Source organism: Vibrio sp. Makdt, assembly GCF_027587015.1.
GTDB lineage: Bacteria > Pseudomonadota > Gammaproteobacteria > Enterobacterales > Vibrionaceae > Vibrio > Vibrio chagasii_B.
Genome location: NZ_JAPPTH010000023.1, coordinates 62,427 through 80,043 on the forward strand (window position 1 = coordinate 62,427; position 17,617 = coordinate 80,043).

At 46.2% G+C, this 17,617-nt stretch carries 21 protein-coding genes; 10 read left to right on the forward strand and 11 right to left on the reverse strand.

Going from position 1 to position 17,617, the window contains the following annotated elements; translation table 11 throughout:
* Positions 1-116: 116 nt before the first annotated feature.
* Both OH460_RS21860 and OH460_RS21865 read right to left on the reverse strand, forming a co-directional pair.
* Positions 117-380, reverse strand: a complete 264-nt coding sequence (locus OH460_RS21860) for a YihD family protein (protein ID WP_061033966.1) — start codon at positions 378-380, stop codon at positions 117-119.
* Positions 381-510: 130 nt separating this feature from the next.
* Positions 511-678, reverse strand: coding sequence for a hypothetical protein (locus OH460_RS21865; protein ID WP_004739323.1), 168 nt, complete (start codon positions 676-678; stop codon positions 511-513).
* 283 nt (positions 679-961) lie between these two features.
* Between OH460_RS21865 and OH460_RS21870 the strand changes: the two genes are divergently transcribed.
* Together OH460_RS21870 and trhA are read left to right on the forward strand one after the other, a co-directional pair.
* Positions 962-1,753 carry a sporulation protein gene (locus tag OH460_RS21870; protein WP_061033967.1) on the forward strand — a complete coding sequence of 264 codons (792 nt, stop codon included), beginning with the start codon at positions 962-964 and terminating at the stop codon, positions 1,751-1,753.
* 141 nt (positions 1,754-1,894) lie between these two features.
* The gene (gene trhA / locus OH460_RS21875; RefSeq protein ID WP_171731226.1) at positions 1,895-2,548 is read left to right on the forward strand and encodes a PAQR family membrane homeostasis protein TrhA; all 654 of its coding nucleotides are present in this window, start codon (positions 1,895-1,897) and stop codon (positions 2,546-2,548) included.
* On the opposite strand, the gene OH460_RS21880 is transcribed toward trhA, so the two are convergent.
* The 6 genes from OH460_RS21880 to def all read right to left on the reverse strand — a co-directional run bounded on the left by OH460_RS21880 (position 2,545) and on the right by def (position 8,994).
* Positions 2,545-3,120 (reverse strand): DUF3157 family protein, encoded by a 576-nt coding sequence (locus tag OH460_RS21880; RefSeq protein ID WP_269999516.1) that lies wholly within the window; start codon positions 3,118-3,120, stop codon positions 2,545-2,547. The two genes, trhA and OH460_RS21880, sit on opposite strands and share 4 nt — an antisense overlap.
* Before the next feature lie 26 nt (positions 3,121-3,146).
* Positions 3,147-4,592: a TrkH family potassium uptake protein gene (locus OH460_RS21885; RefSeq protein WP_269999517.1), complete on the reverse strand. Its 1,446-nt coding sequence runs from the start codon at positions 4,590-4,592 to the stop codon at positions 3,147-3,149.
* Positions 4,593-4,638: 46 nt separating this feature from the next.
* Entirely contained in the window at positions 4,639-6,015 is a 1,377-nt protein-coding gene (gene trkA / locus OH460_RS21890) for a Trk system potassium transporter TrkA (RefSeq protein ID WP_004739332.1), read from the reverse strand.
* 110 nt (positions 6,016-6,125) lie between these two features.
* Positions 6,126-7,406 (reverse strand): 16S rRNA (cytosine(967)-C(5))-methyltransferase RsmB, encoded by a 1,281-nt coding sequence (rsmB, locus tag OH460_RS21895; protein ID WP_269999518.1) that lies wholly within the window; start codon positions 7,404-7,406, stop codon positions 6,126-6,128.
* An 89-nt stretch (positions 7,407-7,495) separates the two neighbouring features.
* Positions 7,496-8,443, reverse strand: a complete 948-nt coding sequence (fmt, locus tag OH460_RS21900) for a methionyl-tRNA formyltransferase (protein WP_269999519.1) — start codon at positions 8,441-8,443, stop codon at positions 7,496-7,498.
* 35 nt (positions 8,444-8,478) lie between these two features.
* Entirely contained in the window at positions 8,479-8,994 is a 516-nt protein-coding gene (gene def, locus OH460_RS21905) for a peptide deformylase (RefSeq protein ID WP_008221567.1), read from the reverse strand.
* Positions 8,995-9,134: 140 nt separating this feature from the next.
* Between def and OH460_RS21910 the strand changes: the two genes are divergently transcribed.
* From OH460_RS21910 to OH460_RS21925, 4 genes are read left to right on the forward strand one after another with little or no spacing between them, the layout of a single operon-like run.
* A complete protein-coding gene (locus OH460_RS21910; RefSeq protein WP_269999520.1) occupies positions 9,135-10,220 on the forward strand; it encodes a LysM peptidoglycan-binding domain-containing protein in 1,086 nt (361 codons plus the stop codon).
* Complete coding sequence (dprA, locus tag OH460_RS21915) at positions 10,217-11,329, forward strand: DNA-processing protein DprA (RefSeq protein WP_269999521.1); 1,113 nt, start codon at positions 10,217-10,219, stop codon at positions 11,327-11,329. Before OH460_RS21910 ends, dprA begins: the two co-directional genes overlap by 4 nt.
* Positions 11,330-11,331: 2 nt before the next feature.
* The gene (locus OH460_RS21920) at positions 11,332-11,808 is read left to right on the forward strand and encodes a DUF494 family protein (protein WP_029235095.1); all 477 of its coding nucleotides are present in this window, start codon (positions 11,332-11,334) and stop codon (positions 11,806-11,808) included.
* A gap of 12 nt (positions 11,809-11,820) precedes the next feature.
* Complete coding sequence (locus tag OH460_RS21925) at positions 11,821-12,390, forward strand: DNA topoisomerase family protein (RefSeq protein WP_269999522.1); 570 nt, start codon at positions 11,821-11,823, stop codon at positions 12,388-12,390.
* 75 nt (positions 12,391-12,465) lie between these two features.
* Here the strand turns inward: OH460_RS21925 and OH460_RS21930 are convergent, their stop codons facing one another.
* Positions 12,466-13,596, reverse strand: coding sequence for a 5-(carboxyamino)imidazole ribonucleotide synthase (locus OH460_RS21930; RefSeq protein ID WP_269999523.1), 1,131 nt, complete (start codon positions 13,594-13,596; stop codon positions 12,466-12,468).
* Positions 13,597-13,601: 5 nt separating this feature from the next.
* The gene (gene purE / locus OH460_RS21935; RefSeq protein WP_269999524.1) at positions 13,602-14,087 is read right to left on the reverse strand and encodes a 5-(carboxyamino)imidazole ribonucleotide mutase; all 486 of its coding nucleotides are present in this window, start codon (positions 14,085-14,087) and stop codon (positions 13,602-13,604) included.
* A 195-nt stretch (positions 14,088-14,282) separates the two neighbouring features.
* On the opposite strand from purE, the gene OH460_RS21940 reads away from it, so the two are divergent.
* The 4 genes from OH460_RS21940 to OH460_RS21955 all read left to right on the forward strand — a co-directional run bounded on the left by OH460_RS21940 (position 14,283) and on the right by OH460_RS21955 (position 16,973).
* Positions 14,283-14,840: an L-threonylcarbamoyladenylate synthase gene (locus OH460_RS21940; protein ID WP_116869890.1), complete on the forward strand. Its 558-nt coding sequence runs from the start codon at positions 14,283-14,285 to the stop codon at positions 14,838-14,840.
* A 20-nt stretch (positions 14,841-14,860) separates the two neighbouring features.
* Positions 14,861-15,778 carry an oxygen-dependent coproporphyrinogen oxidase gene (gene hemF / locus OH460_RS21945; RefSeq protein ID WP_269999525.1) on the forward strand — a complete coding sequence of 306 codons (918 nt, stop codon included), beginning with the start codon at positions 14,861-14,863 and terminating at the stop codon, positions 15,776-15,778.
* Between the two features lie 77 nt (positions 15,779-15,855).
* Positions 15,856-16,686 (forward strand): shikimate dehydrogenase, encoded by an 831-nt coding sequence (gene aroE, locus OH460_RS21950; RefSeq protein WP_269999526.1) that lies wholly within the window; start codon positions 15,856-15,858, stop codon positions 16,684-16,686.
* A 17-nt stretch (positions 16,687-16,703) separates the two neighbouring features.
* Positions 16,704-16,973, forward strand: a complete 270-nt coding sequence (locus tag OH460_RS21955; RefSeq protein WP_116869893.1) for a DUF1488 domain-containing protein — start codon at positions 16,704-16,706, stop codon at positions 16,971-16,973.
* Here OH460_RS21955 and OH460_RS21960 read toward each other — a convergent pair.
* The gene (locus tag OH460_RS21960; protein WP_008221548.1) at positions 16,970-17,515 is read right to left on the reverse strand and encodes a gamma carbonic anhydrase family protein; all 546 of its coding nucleotides are present in this window, start codon (positions 17,513-17,515) and stop codon (positions 16,970-16,972) included. The two genes, OH460_RS21955 and OH460_RS21960, sit on opposite strands and share 4 nt — an antisense overlap.
* Positions 17,516-17,617: the final 102 nt, after the last annotated feature.

Sequence of the window (17,617 nt, forward strand, 5' to 3'; positions counted from 1 at the left end):
TCATAACAGTTGTGACGAAAAAATAGCGAACAGAAACAAAAAAGCGACCCAGAGGTCGCTTTTTAGAATTGAGCTATTTATCTATAAGGCAATGATGCTTTAACACATTGAAGTGATTAAAGTAGGCCGCGCGCTTTTAGGATTGCGGTTTTGAAATCATTCTCTTGGTCCTTTTTCAGACCTGGAATCATTTCATCTTTCTCGCTGTTGCGCATTTTTAGATGGTAGATAAGCACATCGTCAGTCAGGTCTTCAAGCTTGCCCTCGTAGCCTGCCTCTTTTGACAGCTTAATGATGAACTCTAATAAGTTAAGCTCCTGATCTTTCTGCCACTCAGGCTCCATCAGTTCAAGCAGTTCTTCTATGCGGTGACACTTCATACTTTATTCTCCACAAATTTTATAATGATTTGTGGCTAAGGTATCAAATCGGTTAAGGAATACCAATGTGTAAACGCATTTCAAGAGAATACCAGGCAAGAAAAAAGCGCAGTAAAAACTGCGCTTTTTGTTAAGCGGCTTTAATTACTTTTGTTGTAGTCGGTGCTAATAAAGCAGTCTTCTCAACTAAAGTCATTGTAGGAGCCAATTTCTTTGCCGTTGGAGCAGCAACAAAGCCACTACGACGACGCATCGCACTACGGTTGGTGTGCGAGAACCTGACAGCTGTTGGGCGCATTAATTTACCTAACGGTCAGGCATATCCATTGCCAATCTAATGGCCTGATTCACTATGAGATCCGCTTCAATTGCTTGAAAAGTCACTCGTCTGGCTTCCGCCAATCCGAATAATAAATCAGGATAATGATATGCATGCATATCGGGTATTAGATTATCACTATCTCAGTTATCGATCGACGCTTGAGTGATAAATAGACGATATTAGAGCTAAAATAGTGTGAGCAGTATATTTGAGTTTGAACCTCTTTCAGGCTTAAGATGATGCTTTAAAGGAGGTGCATATGTCGTTCTTAAAGAAAACGTTAGCAAGTTTTGGTATTGGGTCGGCTAAGGTCGATTCTGTATTGCAACAGGAAGTGCTGTATCCAGGGCAAAAGGCGAGCATTATTGTGCATGTGTATGGTGGCGCTCAGCCGCAGGAGATCGACAATATCGATCTTAATCTGTGCTGTCGTTATGTCAAAGAAGTCACCATGAACTCGCAAAGGCAAGAGGGCGGCCAAACACGCCGCATGCATCAGACATACTCACTAGCGAAATGGAGCCTGCCATACGCGTTTGTGATTCAGCCGGGTGAAACTCGCGACTTTGAGTGTGAGTTTGATGTTCCGTTGAACACACCGGTGACGATTGGCGATTCCAAGGTATGGCTGGAAACTGGATTAGACATTGCGATGGCGATCGACCCGTCGGATAAAGATATCTTAACGGTTCGCCCAGATGCACTCCTTGATGGCATTTTCAATGAGCTAGAAGCCCAAGGGCTACGCATTCGCCAGGTAGAGTGTGAAGCGGTTGATGGTTTTGAGCTGCCATTTGTCCAAGAGTTTGAGTTTGTTCCGACTACTGGGCCTTATCATGGTCGTTGGCGCGAGCTAGAAGTGGTTGCTCATCGTGATGAGAAAGAACTTAAGCTATGGTTTGAAATAGACCGTAATCGTGACGGCGCAAAAGGTATGTTGGCAAGCTTGTTGGGTATTGGTCAATTACATCGACAGCTGAGTGTGCCATTGGATACCTCCCCAGAAGAGGCGGGTAAGATGGTCATTGAGTACCTAGAAAACGCGTCTTAATATTCTTCTGAATAAATGATGTCTAAGGGATCACTGTCTTCGATCTCTCAGAGCTTTACATGTCATGAAAATTTAAGCTTACACGTGTACGCTTAATGTGTAATACTAGCGTTATCGAACATTTACTCTAGTAGGATAATTATGTCTGCATCATCGGCGAGCGAATACAGTGACATTGAAGAACGCGCCAATGCGATAACCCATGGCTTGGGTGTTGTGCTTGGCGTAGTTGGTTTAATCCTGCTACTGAGCCGTGCGTTTGACCATCAAGCCGACATGCTGACGATTACCAGTATGGCGGTTTATGGCAGCAGTATTATCCTGCTATTTCTAGCTTCTACGCTTTACCACTCTATCACCACAGAGAAAACCAAACGACTGCTGAAAACTCTCGATCACTGCGCGATATACTTGCTTATCGCAGGCAGTTACACACCATTCCTATTGGTTAGCTTAAGAACGCCATTAGCGATGGGTTTGATGGCGGTGATTTGGGGGATTGCACTGGTCGGCATTATTATGAAGATAGCCTTTGTCTATCGATTTAAGCGCTTGTCATTAGTGACTTACTTAGCAATGGGTTGGTTGTCATTGATCGTGGTGTATCAATTGGCGATGAATATCGAGATGGGCGGTTTGGTGCTATTAGCACTTGGTGGTGTGATTTACTCATTGGGTGTGATTTTCTATGTGGCAAAACGCATCCCTTACAACCATGCCATCTGGCACTTGTTTGTGTTGGCGGGCTGCGCTTGCCACTTCTTCGCTATCTATCTGTACGTGACACCGGTTTAACGAGTCAGCACTTCAATGATTTCAGCTTTAATTTGGTACTCAGGGTGCTGTTCAACAGCTAGCTTGATAGAAGTACCTTCGGCATCTGTTTTTGGTCGAAGGTAGGTATCTGCCATACGCTTAATTGATTTCCAAACGGCGACCGTTTTCTCTTCTAATAATTCACCGCTCGCTGAATACAGATCGAGTTTTACCGACACTAAGATCACGGCTTGTGTGCTTTGGTTGGTAATCGCGGTTGGGATAATTAGTTCACCATCTTCATAGTGGCTAGCACCGAGTACCACATCAACCCCTGATTGTGACAACTGTAGGCTTGGCTTCTTACTATCAACAACAATCGTCGTGCCTTGTACATTGGTTGTAACCGGAACGGCGACAACAGGCGCGGCAGCAACAGGTACCGTGCTCTCTGACGTTACTGCTTCTTTTGTTTGCTGCTTGTGTGCCACGTACTGCCAAGTAAAGTCATCTTTCAGCAGTATCTGCTTGCCATCTTGTAGAGTGAGCATCTGATCGGCGAAAGCTGAACTGCTCAGCAGTGCGCTTGCGATAAATAGGTATGATTTCATCTCTGTTTCCTTAAATATTCGTGCAACTAGCGTCGCCAGAAGGCTGGGAAGAATAGAACGATCAGCGTCAGTATCTCCAGCCTACCCATCAACATACCAAAGCTTAATAACCACTTAGCGGCGTCTGGCAGCGGAGCAAAGTTACCTGTTGGACCGATTACGCTACCCATACCCGGGCCAACGTTAGCCACCGCTGTAATGGCACCTGAGATACTGGTGATTGGGTCTAACCCCATCGCACTTAATCCGCCAGCAATTAAAATAATCGTAATAAAGAACATCAAGCCAAATGCCACCAACGATCGCACGATGTCGTCGCTCACAGGACGCTGGTTGTAGCGTTGAACAAACACACCTGAAGGGTGAATCAGTTTCATCATCTGTTTATGAAGCATCGTCATCGCTATTTGGAAGCGGAATATCTTGATACCACCCGAGGTTGAGCCTGAACATGCACCCGCCATCATCAAGAAGGCAAACAAGGTGGTTGGTAATGCGCCCCATGCTGTGAAGTCTTCTAAACCAAAGCCGGTAGTGGTGACCACGGATACGATGTTGAACATCGAGACACGCAGTGCATCCAAAACGGTGTAGCCATCTCTCACCACTAACCATGCTGAAATGACCGCACTGGTGAACAAAAACAGGTAGGTGAAGCCTTTCACCTGAGCATCTTTGTAGAGGATAGACAGTTTTCTACCGCGTAATGCGCTAACGAATAGCAGGAATGGTAAGCCACCAAGGAACATGAACACTGTGCCCACCCAGTGAGCGCTATTTGAGAAGTGGTTCATCGAGCCATCAGAGGTCGAGTAACCGCCAGTTGATAGAGTGGTAAACGAGTGGTTGATGGCGTCAAACACGCTCATGCCTGCAAACAGGTAGCTCACTAAGCACAAGCCAGTTAATACCAGATAAACCGCTACGATGTTCTTGGCGACGGTTTTTGCTCTCGGGCTGCTTTTATCGGACCAATCGGAAGATTCAGTTTGGAATAGGCGCATACCACCGACGTTAAGCATCGGCAGTACCGCAACCGCCATTACGATGAAACCAATGCCACCAAGCCATTGCAATATCGAGCGCCACAGTAGGATGCTTGGTGCCATGCCGTCTAAGCCACTCAATACCGTTGAACCTGTTGTGGTAATCCCCGACATAGTTTCAAAGTAAGCGTCAGTAAAGCTGATGTGGTTGATGAATACGAACGGCAGCGCGGCGAAGGCACTGGCTATTGTCCATACCAGAGAGGTGATCAGGAACATATCCCGCACCCCGAGTCGGAACTTAGCTGAACGGCCCAAGCTCAAGCAGGTGAACGCTACGATGTGCGTGATCACTACGGATTGACCGAATTCGAGAAAACCACCGGTACCGGTAAAGAAGGCTACTAGTGTTGGGATGTACATGAAAAGGGCCAGTTTTGATAACACTAACCCTATCACTAATAATATAGGACGAAAATTGACCATAGCTTAATGCCTGAGCGCGTTCTACGTGAAGACTTATGAAAAAAGGCTACAAGAAGAACGGACTCGGTTGGAAAAGAGACTCAACATCAGGCACGTATTTCTTGTCTACTAGGAACATTACTACGTGGTCATCTTGCTCGATCACGGTTCTATCATGTGCGATAAGCACCTCTTCTCCGCGAACAATGGCACCAATGGTCGTACCCGGTGGTAGTTTGATATCGCCAATCGCTCGACCAACGACTTTAGATGTGGTTTCGTCACCGTGGGCAATCGCTTCGATAGCCTCAGCAGCACCGCGACGTAGAGAAGATACGTTAACAATATCAGCACGACGAACGTGAGTAAGTAGCGCAGAAATGGTCGCTTGTTGTGGGGAGATTGCAATGTCAATCACACCACCTTGTACAAGGTCGACGTAAGCACCGCGCTGAATCAGTACCATTACTTTCTTGGCACCCATGCGCTTAGCCAGCATTGCCGACATGATGTTGGTTTCATCTTCATTGGTTAGGGCAATGAATACATCAACCTGATCGATGTTCTCTTCGGTGAGTAGCTCTTGGTCTGCTGCATCACCACAGAATACGATGGTGTTTTCTAATTCTTCAGATAGCTTCTCTGCACGTGTGTAGCTACGCTCGATAAGCTTGATGCTGTAGCTCTGCTCAAGGCGTTTCGCTAGGCTTGCACCGATGTTACCACCACCAACAATCATGATGCGGCGGTACGGTTTTTCTAGGCGCTGTAGCTCACTCATTACTGAGCGGATATGGTTACTTGCCGCGACAAAGAACACTTCATCATCGGCTTCAATGATGGTGGTGCCTTGTGGGCGAATAGGGCGACCTTGACGGAAGATAGCCGCCACACGTGTATCGATGTGTGGCATGTGCTCACGTAAAGCAGATAGGGCATTACCAACCAGTGGGCCACCGTAGTAAGCTTTTACCGCCACTAGGCTGACTTTCTGTTCTGCGAAGCTCACCACTTGTAGTGCGCCTGGGTATTGGATCAAGCGTTCAATGTAACTGGTCACCAGTTCTTCTGGTGCGATCAGGTGATCGACAGGGATTGCACCTGATTTGAACAGCGCTTCTTTCTCTTCTAGATATTCTGGAGAACGAATACGTGCAATTCGGTTTGGCGTATTAAAAAGAGAGAAGGCAACCTGACACGCGGCCATGTTGGTTTCATCCATGTTGGTTACTGCAACCAACATGTCGGCATCTTGCGCACCCGCTTCACGTAATGTGTTTGGGTGGCTGGCATAGCCGTTTACAACCCTAAGGTCATATTTATCTTGAAGTTCACGCAGTCGGTCGGCATTACGGTCGACGATCGTGATGTCATTGTTTTCACCCACTAGGTTTTCAGCAAGGGTACCGCCTACTTGTCCAGCACCTAGGATAATGATCTTCATAGCCTTTCTCTTATTTTTGCCGTTGTAATTCTAGTGTTCTCATTTTGCTTTGATAATGCACTAGAAAGAAACAGCGGCTAAGAAATAAAATTCTTAGCCGCTGTTAATTGTTATGCCTGTTTTACTAGAACTGCGTAGTAGAAGCCATCCATATCTTCTTCACCAGGCAGTATTTGACGACCCGGATTTTCGATATCAGACCCAACTAGCGTTGCGTTCTCAGTGCGCTCTAGGAATGCTTTCACCTGCAGAACGTTCTCTTGCGGTGTGATAGAGCATGTCGCGTAAACCATGGTGCCGCCTTCTTTCAGCTGGCGCCACATTGCATCCATGATCTCACTTTGCAGTTCGGCAAGCGCTTCAATATCAGATGCTCGACGTAGCCATTTGATGTCTGGGTGACGACGGATTACGCCAGTCGCAGAACAAGGAGCATCAAGCAGGATACGGTCAAATTTGTCGCCCATCCACCACTCTTCAGGGTAGCGAGCATCGCCACAAATTACGTCGGCACGCAGTTGTAGACGTTCAAGGTTATCGTAAACACGGTCTAGGCGTTTAATATCACAGTCAATCGCAACCACTTCAGTGTCGTTGGTGTGCTCAAGGATGTGTGCGGTTTTACCGCCAGGGGCTGCACAACAGTCTAGGATTAGCTCACCATCTTTTGGTGTTAGATAATCTACAGAAAGCTGAGCCGCTGCGTCCTGTACTGAAACCCAACCTTTGTCGAAGCCCGGCAATAAAGTTACATCACAAGGTGAAGCCAATTTTATTGCATCCGCTGCTTCTGAGTGCAGGGTGTATTCAATGTTTTCGTTTTTAAGCAGTTCAACATACTCGTCACGAGTGTGGTGTTGGCGGTTTACGCGCAGCCACATTGGTGCCTTGCTGTTGTTGGCCTCAATCAGTTGCTCCCATTGATCTGGGTAGCTCTCTTGAAGCATTTTTAGAATCCAGCTTGGGTGGCCGTATTTGCCTGCGTTGTGGCTAACGGCTTTTTCATCCAGCTCTTCTTGGTCACGTAGGTAGCTACGTAATACTGCATTGATCAAACCACTTAGGCTTGGACCGCGCAGTGTTTTGGTGCCCTCAACCGTTTCCGCAACAGCAGCATGCGAAGGGATGCGCATGAAGCTCAGCTGGTAAATGCCCACCAAAATTAGATGGTGGAATACGCGCTTTTTACCTTTCAGCGGGTTTTCCATCAGTTCGTTAGCGATTGACTCTAGACGAGGCAGGTAACGAAGTGCGCCGTAGCAAATCTCTTGCAGTAGAGCATGGTCTCGCGGGCGGATCGTTTTTTGAGCCGCAGGGAGAGCGTGTGAAAGAGAGTGGCCTTTATCGACAACTTGAAATAGGACATTTGCAGCAGCAGCGCGAACATTCATGAGGGGTACCGAATATTTATTTGAATACATGAGGGCATCTCTGCCCTCGTAAAGGTTTTCTAAACTGCGTTATGGCAGCTTTAAAGCGGTTAAGAAAGTTGAGTTCCAACTTCAAACCAGCTTGCACGGGAGTTCAAGATATCCTGAACTGACATGGCTTTTTTTCCTGGAACTTGTAGCTGCTCAAGAACAAGTACACCTTGCCCCGTTGCTACATAGATACCAGTTTTATCAGCTTGCAGAATAGTACCTGCAGCCTTATCAGAGGTTTGCTCTGCTACACGGCTTTGCCATACCTTGATGCTGTTTCCCGCAGCTTCAAAGTGGCTCATTGGCCATGGGTTAAAAGCACGAACGCAGCGCTCAATATGAGCTGCGTCATCACTCCAGTTGATACGCGCTTCTTCTTTGCTTAGCTTCTTCGCGTAGTTCGCAAGCGCATCGTCTTGCTTTTCAGCGACTGCTTTGCCTGAAGCGATGTCAGCTAAACACTCAACAAGCGCGTCAGGGCCAAGGCCTGCTAACTTCTCGTACATCGATGCGCTGGTATCTGTCGCTTCAATTGGTAGCGTTGCGATGCTTAGCATGTCACCAGTATCTAGGCCGATATCCATCTGCATGATCGTTACGCCTGTCTCTTTATCACCCGCCCAGATAGAGCGTTGAATTGGAGCAGCACCACGCCAGCGCGGTAGGATAGAGCCATGCACATTGATACAACCTAAGCGAGGTGTATCTAGAACCACTTGTGGGAGCAATAAGCCGTATGCTACAACAACCATGATGTCCGCATTCAAATCCGCTAGCTCTTGCTTAGCTTCATCTGACTTAAAGTTTTCTGGTTGGTAAACCGGAATATTGTTTTCAAGTGCGATGTTTTTTACTGGGCTCGCAGTCAGTTTCTTACCGCGGCCTGCTGGACGATCTGGCTGTGTATAAACAGCAATAACTTCATGCTCCGAAGACAACAACGCCGCCAAGTGACGGGCGGCGAAATCCGGAGTACCTGCGAAGACAATTCTTAAAGACTGACTCAAGGTAGGCTTCCTTCTTAATTTAGTAATAGCTGCGATTAATTGCCTTGCTTCTCATTGAAGCGTTTGATTTTCGCTAGCTTATCTTGAATACGTTTACGCTTAAGTGGCGATAGGTAATCAACAAATAACTTGCCTTCTAGGTGATCAAGCTCGTGCTGAACACAGATAGCCAGAAGGTCATCAGCGTCGAAGGTGAATTCGTTGCCGTCACGGTCTAGTGCTTTAACCGTTACTTCTGCAGCGCGAGGTACTAGAGCTCGAGCGCCAGGTACAGATAGACAACCTTCTTCGATACCATCTTCGCCGCGCTTCTCGATAATTTCAGGGTTGATAAGAACCATTGGTTCATCACGCGTTTCTGAAATATCAATTACTACGATACGCTGGTGGAAATCTACCTGCGTTGCCGCAAGGCCGATACCTTCTTCGTCGTACATGGTTTCAATCATGTCATCAACGAACTTTTGAATCTCTGGGGTAACTTCTTTTACCGGTTTCGCCACGGTACGTAGACGATCATCTGGTAATGTTAATACTTGTAATACAGACATATACACTCGAAATATTGAACTGTGCCGAAACAGCTTTAACCTTGTTGGCTCAATTCTAGACATTTTAGAGGTCAAATGACAGCATCCTGATGGTAATTCTCCAATCCGATGTCATATAGACAGACCAAGGAAGCTAGGTCATGCGTCATATTTACTCCACTTTATCGCTTGTTTTTTTCTCAATTTCTTTTGCCGTGGTGGCAGAGAATAGTGAACAACCTTTAACCATTAAGCGAGGTGCGCCAGAGGCTTATGTGGTGGTTAAGGGCGACACCTTGTGGGATATCTCTGCGATGTATCTCGATAGCCCTTGGTTGTGGCCAAGGTTATGGCAGGTGAATCCAGAGATAGAAAATCCTCACCTTATTTATCCCGGAGACAAACTGTCGTTGGTTTGGATTAATGGTGAACCTGTCTTGAGCCTCAAGCCTGTTATCAAACTCAGCCCTAAGATTCGTGTCTCGGAGAAGAAAGCAGTACCTACCGTCAACGAGGGGTTGGTTTTACCTTATTTGCAGTCTGATCGCTTGGTTGAGCAGCAAGATATTGACTCGGCGCAACGAGTGTTGGGAACAAGCGATGGAAAACGCTTCTTGTCTGGGGAAGACCGATTATTCATATCTGGAAACCAGCAGCATCCTAAGTGGGGTATCTACCGCGCCGTTGAAACTTATCAAAGGCAGCAGCCTCAAGCGAGTATCACTTCTTTGCGCTTGGTTGCCACTGCGCGCTTAAAAGAAGTGGACGATGAGTTCAGTAGCTTACAGATAGACACTCAGCTGCAAGAAGTTCTACTTAATGACCTAGTACTCCCCGAACTGGGCGTCGATCAAGTGAATCTTTCTACTACGTTTTATCCCACCCCTAGTGCGGCGGGTCAGTTCGCCAATGTTTTAGGTTCTCTCGAGGGTAATCAGTACAGCGCTAAAAATCAGGTGGTGGTAATCAATAAAGGATCGCAGGATAACCTTCGTCAAGGCTCCATGTTTACCCTAAGTGAAAGTGGTGCAGTTGTGTTCGGCAAACAAGGTGAATACAGTTACAAAGAGTCTGCAGCGAGTAATAAAGTGCAGCTACCAAGTACCCCGCTCGGTAGCTTGATGGTCATTCGTCCTTATGAGTATTTCAGCCTCGCCTTGATCACTCAAAGTTCAAAGCCAGTGAGTAACGACATTGTGGCGGTATCGCCTTTGGACCTTGCAGTGACGGAAGAGGGAAGCGAGTGAATGAACAGCAACTGATCGCTTGGTTAACGTTAAGCTTTATTCCGCAACTGGGTGGGAAGCGTCTTGCTCGCCTACTGAGTGTTGATTCTCCTTTAAACATTGTTGGTTACTCAGGGCAACAGCTACAAGCACTAGGTTTATCAACCAAACAAATCTCCTATCTACGAGAACAAGCCCCAAGAGAGGTAGAGGCTTGTCTCGCTTGGCAAGCTAAACAACCCAACCATCACATCCTTACTCCGAGTTGCCTACACTATCCTAAATTGCTGAGTGAGATTGCCTCGGCGCCTACTGTGCTTTTCGTTAAAGGTAATGTTGAAAAGCTGATAGAACCTCAAATCGCTATGGTCGGCAGCCGTAATGCCAGTATCGAAGGGCTACAGACGGCGAAATCATTCGCTAAAGAGTTTGTACAAAATGGTTTGATTGTCACCAGCGGCTTAGCGTTGGGTATTGATGGTTATGCGCATGATGGCGCACTAGATAAAGGAGGCGAAACCTTTGCTGTGTTGGGTTCAGGCTTGGATTCTATTTATCCTGCAAGACACAGAAACCTCGCGGCTAGGATATGTGAAAGTGGGGCGCTAATTTCAGAGTTTCGTCCAAGTGCCAAACCGCGACCTGAACATTTCCCGCGTCGCAATCGTATTATTAGTGGCTTATCGTTAGGAACCTTGGTTATCGAGGCTGCAGAGAAAAGTGGCTCACTAATTACCGCTCGCTATGCTTTGGAGCAAGGACGTGAAGTATTTGCGCTTCCAGGTTCTATTCATAGCCCGACGAGCCGTGGAGGCAATAGCTTAATCAAAACCGGCGCTTGCTTGGTACAGAGTGCTCAAGATGTATTGGTTGAAATAAAGAGTCTGTTAGACTGGTCTATAGATCAACAGCCTAATTTATTCGAACCTGCGCCAAGCTTGGAAGAAAATGAACAATTGCCATTTCCACATCTGTTAGCTAACGTAGGATTAGAGGCGACACCCGTTGATATTTTGGCACAGAGAACCCATATACCTGTGCATGAAGTCATGATGCAGCTTTTAGAGCTTGAGCTCTCAGGGCATGTTGTTGCAGTTTCCGGTGGCTATATTCGAAAGGGGAGAGGCTAGCTATGATGATGGACATACTGATGTACTTGTTTGAAACCTACATCCATAGCGATTCTGAATTGCAGGTGGATCAAGACGAACTTGAAGATGAACTTCTTCGAGCGGGGTTTCACCAAGATGATATTTATAAGGCTCTCCATTGGTTAGAAGACCTTGCTGCACTGCAAGATACCGATAACCAAGCGGCGATTACTATGTGCTCTAATACCTCGATGCGTGTTTACACAAGTAAAGAGATATCACGTATTAATATGGAGTGTCGTGGTTTCTTGTTGTTCCTTGAGCAGATCAACGTCCTCACGACAGAGATTCGTGAAATGGTGATTGATCGTGTGATGGGTTTAGAAACCAATGAATTTGAGTTGGATGATCTGAAGTGGATTATCTTAATGGTGCTGTTTAACGTACCGGGTAATGAAAGTGCTTACACGCAAATGGAAGAGCTGTTGTACACCAAAGAGCAAGGTATCTTGCATTAATACAGGCTTATCATGAGTAGTAAGATTGATAATCAGCTTTTTTCAGCACATGAACATGCACTAGAGCATGAACCGTGTCCACAGTGTGGCGGAGAGCTTCAGCTTCGCCATGGTAAGCACGGCCCGTTTTTAGGCTGTAAGCAGTATCCGACTTGCGACTACATCAAGCCTTTGCACCAAAACGATGGCCATGTAGTCAAAGAGTTGGGTGTACCGTGCCCTAAATGCCAAAACGAGCTGGTGTTGAGGCAAGGTCGCTATGGCATGTTTATTGGTTGTAGCAGCTACCCTGCGTGTAATCACATCGAATCTTTAGACCAGCCCAAAGAACAACCTGAAGAGCAGCCGTTGGTTGGCTGTCCTGAATGTGGCAAAGGCCATTTGGTCGAGCGTAAATCTCGCTACGGTAAAACCTTCTACGCGTGTGATAACTACCCTAAGTGTAAGTTTGCAGTAAATCAGCCGCCTATTATCGGTCGTTGTGAAGTGTGTCAGTTCCCGCTGTTGCTTGAGAAGAAAACAGCTCACGGGATGAAAAAGCAATGTGCCGACCGCAAGTGTCACCACATTCAATCTGAATAGCCTCAGGTTATAGAAATAAAAATGGCGCTCACTGAGCGCCATTTTTTGTATCTAAACTAACAAAGCCATGTTGGCTTATTTCATCTGATCAGCAAATTCATGAATAGCTGGATAAGCTTTTTTGTCGAGAATATCAGCCAGAGAACATAATGTTCTTTGCAGTTCGGCGTTGTAGTCTGCGCTCACGTTAATGTGACCCATCTTACGGCCTGCTCGTTTCTCTTTACCATACCAATGCACATGACAACCGCCTTGAGCCCAAATAGCGTCAGGTAGAGTATCTTCACCAAGGATGTTGATCATTGCGGTTGGACGAATCAGCTTGGTGCTACCTAGTGGCATTCCACAGACTGCACGAAGGTGATTCTCAAACTGACAAGTCTCAGCACCTTGCTGTGTCCAGTGGCCTGAGTTATGAACTCGTGGTGCAATCTCGTTAACCAGCAGTGAACCTTGAACGTCAAAGAACTCAAGTGCTAGCACGCCAACGTAATCTAAGCGCTCAGCAACCGCGGTAAACATGGCTTTCGCTTGTTCTTGCAGCTCAATATCATCAATTGCGGTCGATAGGCTTAATACGCCATCGGTGTGAACGTTTTCTGCCAATGGGTAAACTTGAACCTCTCCATTAGTTCCACGAGCACCAACCAGTGATACTTCACGGTCGAATGGAACAAACTCTTCTGCCACGATTGCTTGATTGTCGGTTGCAGCAATGCACTTGGCCATTTCTGTCCAAGTTACTTCAACCTTGTCTAATGTTTTTAAGCGCCACTGGCCTTTGCCATCGTAGCCGCCAAGTGTGCTCTTCAACACCATCGGTAGGCCAACATGAGCAATTGCAGCGTCAAAGTCTTCGCGAGAGTTAATCACATAGTACTTAGCGTTCTTCACGTTCGCTTCGTCTAATAGCGCTTTTTCGAGGCGACGGTCACCGCCAGCTTTGATTGCTTCGGTAGTCGGTAAGAACTTACCGCTGCGCTCACATACTTCAAGCACATCATGAGGGATGTGTTCGAATTCAGCAGTAATCACGTCCGCGCGCTCAATCGCATTTTCTAAGCCGTTGCCTAGAATCGCTTGCGTTAATGGGTGAACAATATTTTTGCTGCCAACATCAAAAGCAGAAATTTCAATATTCAGCGGTGCCCCAGCTAGGGACATCATGCGAGCAAGTTGGCCCGCGCCTAACACAAGAACATGCATGGGAATTAGTCCTCTGCAGGGTTTGGATTAGCAAGTACCGTTTCTGTTTGCTCAGAGCGGAACGCTTCTACTTTCGCCAGTACTTCTTCATTGTGTGTACCAATGATTTGAGCAGCTAGGATGCCAGCGTTCGCTGCTCCCGCTTCACCGATAGCTAGAGTACCCACCGCGATGCCTTTTGGCATTTGCACGATAGAAAGCAGAGAGTCCATACCTTTCAGCGCTTTAGACTGAACCGGAACACCAAGAACAGGTACGCTTGTGAAAGCAGCCGCCATGCCTGGTAGGTGTGCAGCACCGCCAGCACCAGCAATAATGACTTTAATACCGCGCTCTTTCGCACTGGTTGCGTAGTCTGCAAGCAATTGAGGTGTGCGGTGAGCTGAAACCACTTTTGTTTCGTACGCCACGCCAAACTGATCCAACATGTCCGCAGCTAGCTTCATTGTTGGCCAATCAGATTTAGAACCCATGATAATACCGACAGTCATCTCAAACTCCTTCAGGTACGATTTAATTAGTGATTAGATATTTTGCGCGCATTATACGGGTAAAATTGCTCAAGGAAAACGTTTGCGTCAGTCTAAATTGCCAATTGATACATTTTATAAACAAATAGCTTTAGTAACAGTGAGTGATAATTTGTACACTTAGCGAGTTCGATAACTGACTTAATAAGGCAACCCGTGGATAACTTTCAACATACATTGCAGGCATTACAACTGGGCGAAGTCATTGCTTACCCGACCGAAGGCGTTTTTGGGGTTGGTTGTGATCCTGATAATCCACAAGCCATAAAGAAATTACTCGAGTTAAAGCAACGACCAGTTGAAAAGGGCTTGATCTTGATTGCGGCAAGTTACGAGCAGCTGCTTCCTTATATAGATGAAAGCCAACTGACCGATGAGCAATTGGCGACGGTTAAAGCAACATGGCCAGGGCCAGTCACTTGGATTATGCCAACCAGTGCTAAAGTGACTGATTGGGTGAGTGGTCAGTTTGATTCAATCGCTGTGCGAGTGACGGATCACCCTTTGGTTCAAAGAATGTGTAATGAATTCGGTAAGCCGTTAACCTCTACCAGTGCTAACCTGACGGGCGAACCGCCTTGTATGACGACTGAAGAAGTACAACAGCAACTTGGTCAACACTTGGTTGCGATTCTTGAAGGGAAAACGGGTGGTCGTGATAAGCCAAGCGAAATCAGAGATGCAAAAACGTCGAAAATATTAAGACAGGGTTAAACCCTGCAAAGGAAAGTAAAATGTCAGCAATTGATAAAGAAGCAGTAAAGCAGTTTTTACTGAGCCTACAAGATTCGATTTGCCAACAGCTTGAACAAGCTGATGGTAGCGCACTATTTAAAGAAGATGCATGGGAACGCGAACCTGGCGATCGCCTTGGTGGCGGTGGTCGTACTCGTGTTATGACTGACGGTGCGGTCTTTGAACAAGGTGGTGTAAACTTTTCTCACGTTGCAGGTAAGGCAATGCCCGCTTCAGCAACGGCTCATCGCCCTGAATTAGCAGGACGTAAGTTTGAGGCGATGGGGGTATCGTTAGTTATCCACCCTAAAAACCCTTATATCCCAACTTCTCATGCTAACGTTCGATTCTTTATTGCCGAAAAGGAAGGCGAAGACCCTATTTGGTGGTTCGGTGGTGGTTTCGATTTAACGCCATTCTATCCTTTCGATGAAGATTGCCAGTCTTGGCATCAAACCGCTAAAGACCTGTGTGCGCCATTTGGTGATAACGTGTATCAAGAACACAAAGAGTGGTGCGATAATTACTTCTATCTGCCTCACCGCGATGAAACGCGTGGTGTTGGTGGTCTGTTCTTTGATGACTTAAATGAGTGGGGCTTTGAAAAGAGTTTTGCTTACATGCAGGCTGTTGGTGAAGGCTATGCTGCGGCGTACCTACCTATTGTTGAGCGTCGTAAAGAGACACCTTATGGTGAACGTGAGCGTGACTTCCAACTTTACCGTCGTGGTCGCTACGTTGAATTCAACCTAGTCTATGACCGTGGCACCTTGTTTGGCCTACAAAGTGGCGGGCGCACAGAGTCTATCTTGATGTCTATGCCGCCATTGGCTCGCTGGGAATACCGTTATGAACCTCAAGCAGGGTCTCCAGAAGCGTTGCTTTATACTGACTACCTAAAACCTCGAGCTTGGTAGTTCTTCCTTCCTTATAGGGATAGTGATAGGGTCATCTATATAGATGACCCTTTTTATTATTTCTGTTAGGTAAGGATATGACACAGCAAGTAGATCGTTATGCCGTTTTCGGTAACCCTATTGGGCAAAGCAAATCGCCATTCATCCACACGTTATTTGCTCGCCAAACTAACCAGCAGCTTACCTATACAGCACTGCAGCCAGAACATGGCCAGTTCATTACCTCAGCTAAAGCCTTTTTTAGTGAAGGTGGAAGAGGGTGTAACGTCACAGCACCATTTAAAGAAGATGCTTATCAGTTTGCTAATCGATTGACTGAAAGAGCTCAACTAGCTGGTGCCGTTAATACATTGAAGAAGCTAGATGACGGAGAAATCATTGGTGATAACACTGATGGTGAGGGGCTTGTTCAAGATTTACTTCAACACCAAGTAGTATTAGAGGGAGCTCGAGTCCTCTTACTGGGTGCTGGTGGCGCAGCAAGAGGAGTGATTCAACCTTTGCTTGATCAAAAGCCAGAGCAATTAGTGGTGGCTAACCGCACCAGTTCAAAGGCTGAATTGTTAGCTGAAATGTTTGCTTCGCATGGAAACATAAAAGGGATGGGGCTAAGTGATGTGAACGAAGGCTTTGATGTCATTATTAACTCCACGTCATCAGGTCTAAGTGGTCAACTACCAGAAGTTTCTCCAGCTATCTTCAACGATAATAGTGTCGTCTACGACATGGTTTATGGAGCGGGCAATACGGTATTCAACCAATGGGCATTTGATAATGGTGTTCATGCTGCTTATGACGGCTTGGGGATGTTAGTAGGGCAAGCGGCTGAGAGTTTCATGTTGTGGCGTGGTCTTCGCCCGGGCACAAAACAGATTTTAAGAGAATTACGTAAGAACCTAGAGATATAACAAGGTATTCAGAAAAAATGAATCAATCAATCCTATTCCCAGATATCCAAGATTGGGATGAAGAGAGTCAATCTATTATCTTCCAAGCTCAGCAGTCAGGCGCACTGATTGAGTGTGAAGTGTCGATTGAAGAGTTGTCATTATTATCAGACAAAGAAATCGAAGGCGGCGTACAAGCTTTGGCTATCTTTGCAGAGCTTCGTTTTGATATTGAAGAGTTAGCGGAAGAGTTAATAGAAGAAGAGGAGTATGACTCCTCTAATCGAATTCAGATTAAAGCGCTTTAAACGGGAAGCACAGAGTCTAGGTAGTCGTTTTTATTCTGAACATAGTTGTCAGCTGATTTCTGTAAAAAAGCACGTTCCTTATCATTCAGTGGGCGTGCTTGTTTAACCGGGCTTCCTACATATAGATAGCCACTTTCAAGCACCTTGTTAGGTGGAACCAAACTTCCTGCACCAATCATCACGTCTTGTTCGACGACCACACCATCTAATACGATAGCGCCCATACCCACGAGTACACGATCTTTAATCGTGCAACCATGTAGCATCACTTTATGGCCGATAGTGACATCATTGCCGATTAATAGAGGATAACCTTCAGGGTTCTCAGCATTCTTATGGGTAACATGGAGAACACTACCGTCCTGGATATTAGTTCTATCGCCAATATGGATATGATTCACATCTCCTCGAGCTGCGACTAAAGGCCATACACTAGAGTCATCACCAATTTTGATATCACCAACAAGTACTGAGCTTGTATCTATATAGACACCTTGTCCGATCTGAGGTGATATACCTTTGTAACTACGTATTGAACTCATAAATCCTCCTTTATATAGGCACCATAAGCCTTTATTTGTGGAGAATACTAGTGAAAATGGCGTGTTTTGAACAAAAAATACTCGAACAATCAAAAAAGTAAG